This window comes from Streptomyces sp. NPDC028305 (assembly GCF_055569495.1).
Genome location: NZ_JBVHTN010000004.1, coordinates 237,575 through 251,519 on the forward strand (window position 1 = coordinate 237,575; position 13,945 = coordinate 251,519).

Here is a 13,945-nt window from a genome sequence, read left to right on the forward strand (position 1 = left end):
CCCGACGGAGGCGTCACCAGTGGGCCTGGTAGTGGCCTGTGGCGGCGCGCCACAGCGCGGAGAACGCGGCTTTCGGCCGGTGGTTGAAATCATGGGCCGGAAGGTCGCCGAGCAGGTCCAGCACGGCGCTGAGGTGCCCACAGTCCGCGGCCTGCCCGATGAGCTCCTCAGTCGGCATCTGGCGTTTGGCGCGCGGCGTCTTGAGCAGCTTGGCGTGCGCTTCGCCGAGGGCCGCGAGGTCCTCCTCGGTCGGTGTCGGCGGCAGGGACCGCCGCGGGGCGCCGTCGGCGATCGCCTGGGCACGCTCGTAGGACTCGTCCGGTATGTACCACGAGCCGGAGAGCCATGAGCGGAGCAGATCGGGGCGGCCGAGCTCGACCAGTGCCTTGATCATGCTCGACGGCCGGTCCATGCCGGGTGGGACGCACGCCTCCAGGAACTCTTCCGCGATGTCGAGCCGGTCGGTGCTCAGCAGACAGAGCAGCCACGGCTCGCAGCGGAAGCTGTTGGTCCGGTTCCCGGCGGAAGTCCACAGCGACCGGGCCTCGTCCACGCGCCCGCACTCGGTGAGTGCCCAGATGACCGCGAGACGGTTCTGCCATGCGTTGGTTTCCGGCTCGATGGCATCCCGCGCGCGGGCGAACCACGCGTCGGCGGCGGCCGTGTCGCCCAAGGCGTGGTAGGCGCCGGCCACCGAGGAGGCGACACTCGCGACGTTGTACTTTCCGAGGGCCGCCTCCGCCCTCGGCTCGGCGAAGGTGAAGACGGCCTGCGCCTGTTCGGTCCGTCCCGCGCGGGCCAGGATCATGGCCACCTGGGCCGAGGCCACGACGCGCTCGTCCGTACCGGGTATCGCCTCGAGCAGTTCCGCGGCCCCTTCGGGCTCCCCGCGCCGCGCCCGGAGCCGGGCCGCGTCACCGAGGTATTCGTTCACCGCGAAGTTCCAGTTGCTCCCGAGCTGGGAGACGGCATCCCGCACCGCCGAGAACAGGTCGTCCATCGTCGCCGTGTTGGGCGGCGGCCACGCCCCGTCCCCCCGGGCCTCGGCGGGTTCCATCCTCTCCACGTACTCCCGGACGAAGTAGCCGAGGCCGTCGTCCCCGAGCCGTTCGGCGGCGGTCCGTACGTCCGGTACGACATCGAGCCCGCCCCACCGCACCGGCCAGGCGAAACGCCGGTCGACCGACCAGGTCAGCACCGCGTCCAGGTCTTCCCTGCGGTTCGGCGGCGCGATGACGACACCCTCCTCGAACGCCGCACACCAGGTGTGGTCGTCCAGGGCGAAGTTGACGTTGTGCTGGTCGAGTACGTAGTCGTCCTCCAGGAGCCGGGGGCCCGGTGGTTCGCGGAGGAAGGTGAAGTCGCCCAACTCCCCTCCGGTGTCGGGCCGGCGGAAGGTCACCCGGGTCGGGTCCACGGAGACCCGCACTCCACCCCCGCCGCCCTTCCCCACGGCCGGCTCGGGTCCGTCTTCCTCAGCCGCCCAGCCGACCTGTCTGGTGGCCAGGTCGATGACCAGATCCCGCTTGTGCCGGGTGTCATACGCGTACAGCCGGGTGCCGTCCGGCGACCAACTGACCCCGTCGTCCAGCCACAGCTCGTCGTCCTCGGTCTCGAACTCCTCGGGAAGCGCCTCGGGCAGCAGGTAAGGGTGCGAGGGGGGTGCGTAGCCGGGCAGCCAGAACAGATGGCCCGCCTCCAGCGGAACGACACAGCCCTTGATCGAACAGGGGGAGCCGGACGAGATGAACGCGCGCCGCCCGTCGGGCGCCAGCGCCCACGTCGGCGGCCGGCTGGCCCCGTCCGTCACCGACGCGCTGGCCAGCGGAAAGGTATTGGCGGTGCGGGTCTCGAACGGGTCGAACACGCCTACCTGGTTGGTGTTGTAGGCGAGCCCGACGCGGGTGCTGTCGGCCGACCACTGGATGGTGTCGCCGTAGTCGGGCCAGCCGACTCCGCCCTCGATGCGCTGGAGTGTGTTGACGCAGCGGCCGCTGGCGACCTCCCAGATCTGTAGCGCACCACCGCGGTGGTAGTCGTCGCCGACCCAGCTGCCGGTGGCCAGATAGCGTCCGCACGGGCTGACAGCGGACGACTCGATCTCCGTGCTGTGCCCGTACGGATGCTGGAGCCGCGTGTCGCCGAGCCCACGAATCCTGTCGGTGGCGAAGCGGTGCGCCTCGGTGACCCCATACGTGCCCTCGAGCTCCAGCAGCCGGGCCCGGAGCGGCGGCAGGTCCCGCTCGGCCGCGAAGACGGGCCAGTCCGCTCCCTGAAGGGCCGCGAGCAGTGCGGCCGGGTCGGCGGCCGACGTCAGCGACGCGTGATCCACGAAGGTCCCGTCGGTGGCGGACTCATGGCCCGCCGAGGGCTTGGCCGCCCCCTTGAGCACAGCCCGCAACGCCTTCTCGTCGTAGATCGGAATCCCGCGTGTGCTCGCCGCTCCGATCTTGCGGCCCGGGACATCATGCGCGACGAAGACGAGATCTGTTCTGTCGGACACCGACCCCGACACCCGCGCGCCCAGCGCCTCCAGTCCGGCTTTCGCAGCAGCATGCGGCAGTTTGTGGAACCGACCCATCACGACGATGGACTTTCCCTGTAGATCCATGGCCTTGACCGTAAGGCCACCCACCGACGACGCGATCACCCCAACTCCCCGTTCGAGGGGGGACTTTCGGTCCCCCTCGAACGGGAGGGCCCTACGACAGACCGTGGACGTGCGGTCCGACCGCCTTCGACCAGGCGCTGCCGTTCGCCGCGTCCCAGTTGGTCGACCAGGTCATCGCGCCGCGCAGCCCCGGGTAGGTCTTCGAGGGCTTGAACGAGCCGCAGCCGGTGCCCTTGGTGAGGCAGTCCAGGGCGGCGTTGACGATCCCCGGCTCCACATACCCGGAGCCCGCGCCGCGCGTGGAGGCCGGGACGCCGAGGCCGACCTGGGACGGGTCGAGGCCGTTCTCCAGCTGGATACAGGCGAGGGCGGTGAGGAAGTCGACGGAGCCCTGTGAGTAGACCTTGCCGTCGCAGCCCAGCATGGAGCCGCTGTTGTAGTACTGCATGTTGACCACCGTCAGGAAGTCCTTGGTGGCCAGCGCGGTCTTGAAGTACTCGTTCTGCGGCGACTGCATGTCGATGGTCTGCGGCGCCATCGTCACCACGACATCGCTCTTCTTGTCGTGGATCGCCTTGAGCGCCTTGGTCATGTAGGTGGCGTTGAGGCCGTTCTCCAGGTCGATGTCGACGCCGTCGAAGCCGTACTCGTCCATGAGCTCGGTGACGGAGGCGGCGAAGGCGTTGGCGGACGCGTCGTCGCTGATCGAGACGGTCCCGTTCTGGCCGCCGATGGAGATGATGACGGACTTGCCCGCCGCCTGCTTGGCCTTGATGTCGGCCTTGAACTGGTCGACGGTGTAGCCGCCGAGCCCGGCCGAGTCGAGGTTGAACGTCACCGCGCCGGGTGTGGTGGTGGCGTCGGCGAAGGCGACGGCGATGATGTCGTAGTCGTCCTGGACGTCGGCGAGCTTCTGCACGGTCGCGCCGTTGTTGAAGTTCTGCCAGTACCCGGTGACCGCGTGCTTGGGGACGGCGGCGGTGCCCGCGGGCTCCTCGGCCGCGCCCGCGGTGTTGGCGGCCATCAGCCCGCCGGCGGCGAGGGCCGCCACGGCTATGCCGCCGAGCAGTTTCCGGGTGAACGTACGTGAATGTGCGCGTGCCACGGGTGCCTCCGGGCGTGGGGGGATGTGGGGGGAGTGGTGCGCCTATGCGTTCGGGGCCCCTGAGGCTGTGATCCACCGTGGTCCAGACCAATGCGTCTGTCAAGTCCCTGACAGAAATGAAACGGCTTGACCTGAAGTTTGGTTGAGGTTTTAGCGTTCACGCCGGATTGATCGACGTCTGGCGACAGGAGAGTGTGCCCGTGATCCTCGTGACGGGAGCCACCGGAAACATAGGAAGTGCCCTGCTGAAGGAGTTGCGGGCGAGCGGTGCCGGGCCGCTGCGAGGTCTCACCCGGGACGCCGCACGGGCCGGATTCCCGGCGGGGGTCGAAGCCGTGGAGGGTGACTTCGCGCGGGCCGCCACGCTGAAGCCCGCGCTGGACGGGGTGCGGTCGCTGTTCCTCCCGTCGCGCATGGGCCCGGACGCCGACATCCTCGATGTCGCCCGGCAGGCCGGGGCGGAGCATGTGGTGCTCGTGTCGTCCATCACCGTCCAGACCCATCCCCACCTGGGCCCCGCCGAGGAGAACCTCGCCGTCGAGCGGCTGCTCCAGGGCAGCGGCATGGCCTGGACGATCCTGCGGCCCACGCAGTTCGCCTCGAACGCCCTGTGGTGGGCGGATGCGATCCGCGGGCGCGAGCCGGTCCGCCTGCCGTACGCGGGCGTCGGGCTGCCCGCCGTCCACCCCGCGGATATCGCGGCGGTGGCCGGGGCGGCGCTGACCGAGCCGGGGCATCGCGGGCGGACGTACGCGCTGACCGGGCCGGAGCGGGTCACGGCCCGGCAGCAGGTCGAGGCGATCGCGGGGGCCCTGGGGCGGGAGGTGCCGCTCGCCGAGATCAGCCGGGAGGAGGCTCACCGCGGCATGGCGGCGTTTCTGGGGGACGAGGCCGCGAGTGCGGTGCTGGACCTGATGGGCGGGGACGTCAACGACGAGTTGCTGAAGGTGCGCGACACGGTGGAGCGGGTCACCGGTCGGCCGGCCAGGCCGTTCCGGCAGTGGGCCGCGGAGAACGCCGACGCGTTCCGCTGACAGCGCTGTTCGAGGGAGGGCGCTCGGCCCTCCCCCGAACGGCCCGAACGAGATGGCTTACGGCAGGCCGTGGACCTTCGGCCCGACCGCGTTGGACCAGGCGTTGCCCGCCAGCGCGTCCCAGTTGGTCGACCAGGTCATCGCGCCGCGCAGGCCCGGGTAGGTCTTCGCGGGCTTGAACGAGCCGCAGTTGGTGCCCCGGGCCAGGCAGTCCAGGGCGTTGTTCACGACCGCCGGGGCCACGTAGCCGCTGCCCGCGCCGCGCGTCGAGGCGGGCAGGCCCAGGCCGACCTGGGACGGGGACAGGCCGCCTTCCAGCTGGATGCAGGCGAGGGCGGTGAGGAAGTCCACCGAGCCCTGTGAGTAGACCTTGCCGTCGCAGCCCAGCATCGAGCCGCTGTTGTAGTACTGCATATTGACGACGGTCAGGATGTCCTTGATGTTGAGCGCCGTCTGGAAGTAGGCGTTCGACGTGGACTGCATGTCGATCGTCTGCGGGGCCATGGTGATGACGAGCTTCGAGCCCGCCTTCGCGGAGAGCGAGCGCAGGGCCTGCGTCATGTAGGTGGCGTTGAGGCCGTTCTCCAGGTCGATGTCGACGCCGTCGAACCCGTACTGCTGCATCAGCGCGTAGACGGAGTTGGCGAAGTTGTTCGCGGAGGCCGAGTCGTTGATGGAGACCGTGCCGTTCTGGCCGCCGATGGAGATGATGACGGACTTGCCCGCCGCCTGCTTGGCCTTGATGTCGGCCTTGAACTGGTCGACGGTGTAGCCGCCGAGCCCGGCCGAGTCGAGGTTGAAGGTGACCGCGCCGGGCGTGCCGGTCGCGTCGGCGAAGGCGACGGCGATGATGTCGTACTGGTCCTGGACACCGCTGATCTTCTGGACGGTCGCGCCGTTGTTGAAGTTCTGCCAGTACCCGGTGACGGCGTGCTTGGGGACGGTGCCGCCCCCGCCGCCGCTCCCGGCCGAGGTGGTGCCGGTGACGGCCGCAGACCTGGGCGACTCGCCCGCCGCGTTGGTCGCGGTGACCTGGAACTGGTACGAGGTGGCGGCGGCGAGCCCGGTCACCGTGGCCGAGGTGCCGCTGACCGCCTGCACCTTGGTGCCGTCCCGGTAGACGTTGTAGCCGGTCGCGCCGCTGACCGTGGACCAGGACAGGGCGATGGACGAGGAGGTCACCGCGCCCGTCTTCAGACCTGACGGGGCGGTCGGAACCGGGTCGCCGGGGTCACCGGGGTCGGAGCCGCCGGGGCCGGTGAGGCTGATGTCGTCGGCGTAGTAGGCGGGCTGTCCGTACCAGCCGTGGGTGTAGACGGTGACCGAGGTCGTGCTCGGGCCGGTCTTGAAGGTGGTGGTCAGCTGCTGCCAGCCGGAGGCGGACGGCGTCCAGGTCGACACGTCCGTCGTCCCGGTGCCGCTCGCGCCGAGGTAGACGTAACTGCCCTGCACCCAGGCGCTGAGCGTGTACGAGGAGTCCGGCTTGACGCTCACGGTCTGCGCGCACTGGGCGTTGTCCTGCCCGGCCGGGGTCGCCTTGAGCGCCGACGAGCCGCCGTGCGCCGGGGTGGCGACCGTGGTCCCGGAGGCGGCGGAACAGGTCCAGCCGCTCAGCCCAGACTCGAAGCCGGAGTTCTGTACGAGGTTGGCGTCCGCCGCGCCGGCCGTGCCGCCGCCGACGGCGACCAGCGCGCCCGCGCCGAGCACGGCCGCGGCGGCGGCGGAGAGGAATCGGGTGAGCCTGGTTCTGCCGGTTCTGCCGGTTCTGCCGGGTCTCGCGGGGGGTATCGCAGCACGGTCCACGACTGCCTCCGTGGGGGAGAGTTGAGGGAGGAGCTCAGGGAACGGCGGCCACCGTACGACCGTTTCAAAATGGTCCAGACCAATGGGCTTGTCAAGGGGGCGGGCATGGGCCCGTAACCCAGGGGAACTGTTCTCTCACGCGGCTTTCGTGGATAAAGTGCTGATGCACCAGGACAGCAGCAACGACCTGCGGCCGCCGCTCTCCCCGGCGCCGACGTGAGACGGGGTAGCCGACGTGCCCACCGCGATAGCAGTCACCAGCCGTGAGCTGGTGCTTCCGCCGCCCGATGGCCAGACCCCGTCGGCCGTCGTGCTCATGCCGCCCGACGTCCAACCGCTGGACGACGCGCTCACCGAGACCGCCGGCCTGCTCGACCAGCAGGGCTATCTCATCGTGGTCTACCCCGCGGCGACCCCCGCGCCCATCGTCCGCCGGCTCCATACGGTGCGGGCGGTCCTGGAGAGCGACCGCATCGCGCTGCTGCCCCTCGAACTCCCCCCGCTCGCCGTCGCCGTGGTCGCCCGTCAGCTGCGCCAGCTCTCGATGTGCGACTTCAGCCCCGGCGTGCTCGCCTGCGCCGCGCGCCTGCTGACGCACTACGTCCACGCGGGCGCGCTGCTGGGCAGCGTGGCCAAGCTGGACCGGGTGCCCGTCAGCCTCACCTCGCACGTCAAGTCCTGGGTACCCGGCGCCCAGTTCGCGGTGCTCGCCCACCCCACCCCCCAGCTGGTCAAGGTGGGCGGCGAGGCCGCGCTGCCCGGGCCCGGGTACGCCACCCACCTCACCGTGGCGCGCGGCAACCTCAACAACCACGGCCACGGCCATGCGGGCGGCGACTGGATCAACGCCAGGCTCGCCCCCGGATGGGGGGTGCAGGGCGTCGAAGAGGTGCCGCCGCCGCATGAGTCGGCCGCCTGGTGGGGTACCCCCAAACTGATCGAGTTCGCCGCCGCCATCCCGGACCTCTCCGTCCTCTACCAGTTGGTGGCGTCCGTACGGAGAGAGGAGTGCCACTGGTGCGGCTTCGAACTCATCGGCGACCGCTGCGCGTTCTGCTCCGCCCCGGTGCCGCGCGGCGATGACATCCTTGCCCTGACCCAGACCGAGCGACCCGCTCTGACGAGCCGGTAACGTCCCCCAACGAGGTTGTGCGTCCATGAATTCACGCCAGCGCCGCGGAGTCATCCTGCTGCTCCTGTCGGTCCTGTGCGCCGGCGGCGCGTTCGCCGGAGTGCTGTCCGTCATCCGCGACGTGGAGTCGAAGGTCGGTCCCGAGACCACCGCGTACAAGCTCAAGTCGGACGTCCCGGCCTATCAGGCGCTGGACGCGGACAAGTTCGAGAAGATATCGATGCCCGAGCGCTGGCTGCCGTCCACGGCCGTCACCGACCTCGCCGACGTACGCGGCAAGATCGCCGTCATCCCGCTGCGCAAGGGCTCGCTGCTCCAGGCCGACATGATCGTGGAGCGCCCGGCGCTCAAGGCGGGGCAGCAGGAGATCGCCATCATGATCGACGCGGCGACCGGCGTCGCGGGCAAGATCAACCCTGGGGCGAAGGTGAACATCTACGCGACCTTCGAGGGCAAGGGCCGCAACGACGACCCCGTCTCCAAGCTCATCGTCGCGGGCGCGGAGGTCATCGACGTCGGCAAGCTGACCGCGCTGGAGCCGAACCAGGACGACACCCGGCGCCTGGACAAGGCCGTGCCCATCACCTTCGCGCTGGACACCGGCGACGCCCAGCGCGTGGCGTACGCGGAGTCCTTCGCCACCCATGTACGGCTCGCCCTCGTCGCCCCCGGCGACGACGACAGCGTCTCCCCACGCGACCGCACCTACACCCTCGACGGCGACAGATGACAAGCGGCACGACGACCCGACAAGCGGCGTGCCGCGGGAACATGAGTGAGGCGGTGCCCCGGTGACGATCAGAATCCTTCCGGCCGTCGGAGATCCCGACGCCGCCCGCGCGCTCGGCGGGCTGCTCGGACAGCTGCCGGGCGTCGAACCATCCCAGCCGGTGGGCGACTCGACCCGGCTGCTCGACACCCTCGCCGCGCTGGCCGCCGCCTCCCTGGAGGACCTGCCCGAGGTCGTCCTGGTCCATGAGCGGATCGGCCCGGCCCCCGCGCTCGAACTCATCCGCGAGATCGCGCTGCGCTTCCCGGCCGTGGGTGTGGTGCTGGTGACGGCGGACGCCGGCCCCGCGCTCTACTCCGCCGCCATGGACTCCGGCGCCCGCGGCATCGCCGGGCTGCCGCTGGCGTACGACGAGCTGGCCGCCCGCGTCCAGGCCGCGGCCCAGTGGTCCACCGGCGTACGGCGCCATCTCGGGGGCGGCGGCGAGGCGATCGCCACCGGGCCCGGCGGGAAGCTGGTCGCCGTGGCGGGCGCGAAGGGCGGGGTCGGTACGACGGTCACCGCCGTACAGCTCGCGCTGGCCGCGCAGGCGGCGGGCCGCAGGGTCGCGCTCGTCGACATGGACCTCCAGTCCGGCGACATCGCCTCCTACCTCGATGTGCAGTTCCGGCGGTCGATCGCCGACCTGGCGCAGATCAACGACATCACGCCGCGCGTGCTCCAGGAGGCGGTGTTCACCCACCAGACCGGCATCGGGCTGCTGCTCGCCCCCGGCGAGGGCGAGCGCGGCGAGGAGGTCTCCGACCGCGCGGCCCGGCAGGTCGTCAGCGCGCTGCGGTCGCGCTTCGAGGTGGTGATCGTCGACTGCGGTACGCAGATGACCTCGGCGGGCGCGGCCGTCGTCGAGATCGCGGACCTCGCGGTGCTGGTGACCACCCCGGACGTGGTCGCGGTGCGGGCCGCCAAGCGCATGGTCCGGCTCTGGGACCGGCTCCAGGTCCGCAAGGCCGAGGACACGGTCGCCGTCGTCAACCGCCACACCCGCAGCGCGGAGATCCAGCCGCAGCTGATCGAGCGCGCGACGGGCACCCGGATGGCCCGTACGGTGGTGCCGGCCGGCTTCAAGGAGCTCCAGCCGGCCGTGGACTCGGGCCGGATGCAGGACCTGGACGCCAAGTCGGCCGTCAAACAGGCGCTGTGGGGCCTGGCCGGGGAGCTGGGCCTGGTGGAGCCGGGCCCGTCTGGTGCGGCCATGGGCCCGCCCGGCCGGGCGCACCGCGGGCACCCCGGCCCGACGGACCACCGCACGCTCGCGGGCAGCCGGCAACGCCGTGCCATAGGAGTGGGCGCCGACGACCCGGGCGGCGGGGGCGGCACGGGCGCGGGGGCGGGCGGCGGCGATGCGGGCACCGGCCCGGAGTCGCTGCGGGAGGTCCCCTCCACGCCCTCCAGGCGCTTTATGCGCAAGCGGGGCGGCGACCGGGGCCAGGTCGCGGTCGAGTTCCTCGGCGTGCTGCCGCTGGTGCTGGTGGTACTGGCCGTCATCTGGCAGTTCGTGCTGCTCGGTTACACGTACTCGCTGGCGGGCAACTCCGCCGACAAGGCCGCCCGTGCGGGCGCCGCGGTCGGCGGGGACGCGGGTGCCTGCCAGGAGGCGGCGCTGGACGACCTCCCGGGGGCGTGGCAGGGCAGCGCGGAGATCACCTGCGGCCAGAGCGCCGACGGGGTGTGGAAGGCCACGGTGAAGGTGCACGTCCCGGTGCTCTTCCCCGGGGCCGCGGACTTCCCGTGGCCGGTGACCGGTTCTGCGGGGGCGGTGGATGAGCAGGCGGAGGGGGTGTGAGGCGATGGCTGGGCGCGGGGCGCGCGACCGGGGGTCTGCGTCGATCGAGTTCCTCGGCTTTCTGCCGGTCCTGCTCTTCGTCGCGCTGGCCGCCGTCCAGCTGGGCCTCGCCGCGTACACCGTGCAGCAGGCGGGCACGGCGGCCCGCGCGGCGGCGCGTACGGCCTCGCTCGACGAGGTGCGGACCAGCCCGGCGGCGGCCGGGCGGGCGGCGATGAGCGGATGGCTGGCGGACGGCGCGGACGTCGGCATCACCCCCTGCGGGGACGGCCGGGCGCGGGCGACCGCGACGGTGCAGATTCCGTCGGTGATTCCCGGGGTGAGCTTCGGGAGCGCGGAGAGGAGCGCGACGATGCCGTGCGACGACGGCTAGGGGACCTTTTCCCCGCGCAGCGTCACCGCAGAACGAGACCACGAGGAGGACACCGATGAGCCTGCGGGCACGCATCACCGCGCCCGAGGGGCCCGGTGAGGGGCGGGAGGACGGGCATCTCGTCTCCGTCTACCGCGCCAAGCTGCTCGAGGAGATCGACCTCGCGGAGATGTCCTCGCTCGCCGCCGGCGATCGGCGCTCCCGCCTGGAGCGCGTCCTCGGGCACATCATCAGCCGCGAGGGCCCGGTCCTGTCCACCGCCGAGCGGTCCCAGCTGATCCGCCGCGTCGTGGACGAGGCGCTGGGGCTCGGGGTGCTCGAACCGCTCTTGGAGGACGCCTCCATCACGGAGATCATGGTCAACGGCCCGGACCAGATCTTCGTGGAGCGCGCGGGCCGGGTCGAGCTGGTCCCCGTGCGCTTCGCGTCCGAGGAGCAGCTGATGCAGACCATCGAGCGGATCGTCTCGACGGTCAACCGCCGCGTGGACGAGTCGAATCCGATGGTGGACGCCCGGCTGCCGTCCGGCGAGCGGGTCAACGTCATCATCCCGCCGCTCGCGCTGACCGGCGCCACGCTCACCATCCGCCGCTTCCCGCGCGCCTACACCCTGCACGAGCTGATCGGCATGGGCACGCTGGACGAGCAGATGCTGCTGCTGCTCGCCGCGCTGGTGCGGGCGAAGTTCAACGTGGTGGTGTCCGGGCCCACCGGATCGGGCAAGACGACGCTGCTCAACTCGCTGTCCGGGCTGATCCCGGAGGGGGAGCGGATCATCACCGTCGAGGACGCGGCGGAGCTACAGCTTCAGCAGACGCACGTCATCCGCCTGGAGTCCCGGCCGCCCAACGTCGAGGGCAAGGGCCGGATCACCATCCGCGACCTGGTGCGCAACTCGCTGCGCATGCGCCCCGACCGCATCATCGTCGGCGAGGTGCGCGGCGGGGAGACCCTGGACATGCTCCAGGCCATGTCCACCGGCCACGACGGATCGCTGGCGACCGTGCACGCCAACAGCGCGGAGGACGCGCTGATGCGGCTCCAGACGCTCGCCTCGATGTCGGATGTCGCCATTCCGTACGAGGCGCTGCGCGACCAGATCAACAGCGCGGTGGACTGCATCGTGCAGCTCGTGCGGCACGCCGACGGCTCGCGGCGGATCAGCGAGATCGCGCTGCTGGACAGCCATGGCCACGACGACTACCGCATCGCGACCGTCTCCCGGTTCGACGCCCAGCCGATGGGCGGGGACCGGGTGGTGCGCGGGCGGTTCTCGTACTTCCCGCTCCCGGAGCGGGTCGCGGAGCGGCTGCGGCTGGCCGGCGAGTCGGTGCCGCCCGCGTTCGGCGTGGCCGCGTTCCCGGCGCAGCTGAGCGTGCGCGGCGCCGTGTACAGCCCGACGGAGCGGAGGTAGCCGGGCATGGACCAACTGGCGGCGGTGACGGTCGGGGCGACGCTGGTGTGCGGCGCGCTGGGCGTCGCGGGCGTGCACACGTACGCCAAGGGCAAGGCGGCCCAGCGGGCGCTGTTCGACCGGCTCTCCGATACGGGGCCGCTGCCGCTGGCCGGCCGGCCGCACCGCTTCGCGCGGGTCGACCGGCGGCTGCGCGCCACCTCGCTCGGGCGGAAGCTGGAGCTGCGGCTGGCCTCGACGGGTCTTGAGATCACCCCCGGTGAGTTCTTCGTCTATACGGCGGCGGCGGCGATCGGGCTGTGGCTGGCGGCGGCGTCGCTGCTCGCGGCGTTCTTCGGGCCGATCGCGGCGGTGGTCGGCGTCTGGTCGGCGTTCGCGTTCCTCAACTGGCAGCGGCAGAAGCGGATCGAGAAGTTCATCAACCAGCTGCCGGAGCTGTCGCGGATCCTGGCCAACGCCACCCAGGCGGGGCTCGCGCTGCGCACCGCGCTGGGCATGGCGGCCGACGAGATGGAGGCCCCGGCCGGGGAGGAGCTGGCCAAGGTCGCCGACAAGCTGGCCGTCGGCCATTCGATCGACGACGCGCTGGGCGAGCTCGCCGAGCGGCTGCCGTCCCGGGAGCTGGTCGTTCTGGTCACCACGCTCGTGCTGTCCAACCGCGCGGGCGGGACGGTCGTCAGCTCGCTGCGCAATCTGACCCAGACGCTGGAGGAGCGGAAGGAGACCCGGCGCGAGGTCCGCACCCAGCTGTCGCAGGTCACGGTCACCGCGTATGTGGTACCGCTGATGGGGATCGGCACGCTGCTGCTGATGAACCGGATCGCGGACGGGTCGCTGGACCGGATGACCTCGTCCTTCTGGGGGCAGGCCGCGGTGGTGGTGGCCTTCGGGCTGTACGGGATCGGCTTCTTCCTGATCCGCCGCATGTCGAAGATCGACGTCTGAGGGGGCGGCGGAGATGGCGATCGGTGTGCTGCTGGCGCTGGTGGCGGGGTTGTCGGTGGCGGGTGTCGCGTACGGCGTCGCGCTCTACCGCAGCGAGGCCAAGCTGCCCAGCGACCTGGCGGTGGCGCTGGAGGTCGGGGCGACGCGCACGACGGTGGTCGGCTCGGCCGTCGACCGTCTGGGCATGCGCTACGCCCCGTTCGTGCTGCGGCTGATGGGCGAGAAGCGGGTCGCCAAGGTGCGGCGCCGGATCGATCTGGCGGGCAATCCGGGCGGGTTGACGGTGGACCGCTACGCGGCGCGGCGCGCGGTGTACGGCATCCTCGGCTTCGGCGGCGCGCTGGTGATGCTGATGAAGGGCCAATTGCTGCTCGCCCTGGTGCTGGTCGCCTTCGGCCTGTCCTGGATCGAGGTGGGCATCTGGGCGGCGGTGCGGGAGCGCCGGGCGGCCATCGAGCGGACGCTGCCCGACTTCCTGGACGTTCTGGCGGTGGTGGTGAGCGCCGGGCTTGGCTTCCGGCAGGCGCTGGACCGGGTCGCGGAGAAGTACGAGGGGCCCTGGGCGGATGAACTTCGTATCACGCTCCGGCAAATGGACATGGGGGTGAGCCGCAGACAGGCGTTCGAGGAATTGCGGAAGCGGAACGACTCCGACCAGGTCGCCCAGTTCGTCACCGCGCTCCAGCAGGGCGAGGAGCTCGGCGCGCCGATCGTCGATACGCTGATCGCCATTGCGAACGACATGAGGCGTACGGACGCGCAGAACGCCCGGCGTCGCGCGGCCCGCGCGGTGCCCAAGGCGACCATGGTGATCACGACCTTCATGGTGCCCGGCACGATGATCCTGCTCATCGCGGGATTCTTCGTCGGCTCGGGCACGGACTTCGGCTCCATTACGGGGGATTGACCGCACTGACACCGGTGGGAGGAGACCCGCGATGACCGATGTCCCGTA

11 protein-coding genes are annotated in these 13,945 nt (G+C 71.3%); 8 read left to right on the forward strand and 3 right to left on the reverse strand.

Translation table 11 applies throughout. The annotated features are described in order from the left end of the window. Positions 1-13: 13 nt before the first annotated feature. The gene (locus tag ACZ4WQ_RS17340) at positions 14-2,611 is read right to left on the reverse strand and encodes a WD40 repeat domain-containing protein (RefSeq protein WP_468022274.1); all 2,598 of its coding nucleotides are present in this window, start codon (positions 2,609-2,611) and stop codon (positions 14-16) included. 91 nt (positions 2,612-2,702) lie between these two features. Continuing rightward, the gene (locus ACZ4WQ_RS17345) at positions 2,703-3,716 is read right to left on the reverse strand and encodes a chitinase (protein ID WP_385340499.1); all 1,014 of its coding nucleotides are present in this window, start codon (positions 3,714-3,716) and stop codon (positions 2,703-2,705) included. Between the two features lie 200 nt (positions 3,717-3,916). Between ACZ4WQ_RS17345 and ACZ4WQ_RS17350 the strand changes: the two genes are divergently transcribed. Beyond that, positions 3,917-4,750: an NAD(P)H-binding protein gene (locus tag ACZ4WQ_RS17350; protein WP_468022275.1), complete on the forward strand. Its 834-nt coding sequence runs from the start codon at positions 3,917-3,919 to the stop codon at positions 4,748-4,750. A gap of 57 nt (positions 4,751-4,807) precedes the next feature. Here ACZ4WQ_RS17350 and ACZ4WQ_RS17355 read toward each other — a convergent pair whose 3' ends face one another. Beyond that, positions 4,808-6,553, reverse strand: a complete 1,746-nt coding sequence (locus ACZ4WQ_RS17355; RefSeq protein WP_468022276.1) for a chitinase — start codon at positions 6,551-6,553, stop codon at positions 4,808-4,810. A 235-nt stretch (positions 6,554-6,788) separates the two neighbouring features. Between ACZ4WQ_RS17355 and ACZ4WQ_RS17360 the strand changes: the two genes are divergently transcribed. From ACZ4WQ_RS17360 to ACZ4WQ_RS17390, 7 genes are all read left to right on the forward strand, one after another. Further along, the gene (locus ACZ4WQ_RS17360; RefSeq protein WP_398371038.1) at positions 6,789-7,685 is read left to right on the forward strand and encodes a hypothetical protein; all 897 of its coding nucleotides are present in this window, start codon (positions 6,789-6,791) and stop codon (positions 7,683-7,685) included. A gap of 25 nt (positions 7,686-7,710) precedes the next feature. Next, positions 7,711-8,415 carry a Flp pilus assembly protein CpaB gene (gene cpaB / locus ACZ4WQ_RS17365; protein WP_311727485.1) on the forward strand — a complete coding sequence of 235 codons (705 nt, stop codon included), beginning with the start codon at positions 7,711-7,713 and terminating at the stop codon, positions 8,413-8,415. 61 nt (positions 8,416-8,476) lie between these two features. After that, complete coding sequence (locus tag ACZ4WQ_RS17370; RefSeq protein WP_398371040.1) at positions 8,477-10,258, forward strand: CpaE family protein; 1,782 nt, start codon at positions 8,477-8,479, stop codon at positions 10,256-10,258. A gap of 4 nt (positions 10,259-10,262) precedes the next feature. Next, positions 10,263-10,631: a TadE/TadG family type IV pilus assembly protein gene (locus ACZ4WQ_RS17375; RefSeq protein ID WP_385340490.1), complete on the forward strand. Its 369-nt coding sequence runs from the start codon at positions 10,263-10,265 to the stop codon at positions 10,629-10,631. A gap of 55 nt (positions 10,632-10,686) precedes the next feature. Then, a complete protein-coding gene (locus ACZ4WQ_RS17380) occupies positions 10,687-12,045 on the forward strand; it encodes a CpaF family protein (RefSeq protein WP_311727488.1) in 1,359 nt (452 codons plus the stop codon). A gap of 6 nt (positions 12,046-12,051) precedes the next feature. Further along, on the forward strand, positions 12,052-12,990 hold the full coding sequence (locus tag ACZ4WQ_RS17385; RefSeq protein ID WP_311727489.1) for a type II secretion system F family protein: 939 nt from the start codon (positions 12,052-12,054) through the stop codon (positions 12,988-12,990). A 13-nt stretch (positions 12,991-13,003) separates the two neighbouring features. After that, positions 13,004-13,897: a DUF5936 domain-containing protein gene (locus ACZ4WQ_RS17390; protein ID WP_311727490.1), complete on the forward strand. Its 894-nt coding sequence runs from the start codon at positions 13,004-13,006 to the stop codon at positions 13,895-13,897. Positions 13,898-13,945 lie beyond the last annotated feature (48 nt).

Bases quoted from the DNA above. Each gene is read 5' to 3' on its own strand.
- ACZ4WQ_RS17340 (WP_468022274.1), bottom strand. From the start codon at position 2,611: ATGGATCTACAGGGAAAGTCCATCGTCGTGATGGGTCGGTTCCACAAA.
- cpaB (WP_311727485.1), top strand. From the start codon at position 7,711: ATGAATTCACGCCAGCGCCGCGGAGTCATCCTGCTGCTCCTGTCGGTC.
- ACZ4WQ_RS17375 (WP_385340490.1), top strand. From the start codon at position 10,263: ATGGCTGGGCGCGGGGCGCGCGACCGGGGGTCTGCGTCGATCGAGTTC.
- ACZ4WQ_RS17380 (WP_311727488.1), top strand. From the start codon at position 10,687: ATGAGCCTGCGGGCACGCATCACCGCGCCCGAGGGGCCCGGTGAGGGG.
- ACZ4WQ_RS17385 (WP_311727489.1), top strand. From the start codon at position 12,052: ATGGACCAACTGGCGGCGGTGACGGTCGGGGCGACGCTGGTGTGCGGC.
- ACZ4WQ_RS17390 (WP_311727490.1), top strand. From the start codon at position 13,004: ATGGCGATCGGTGTGCTGCTGGCGCTGGTGGCGGGGTTGTCGGTGGCG.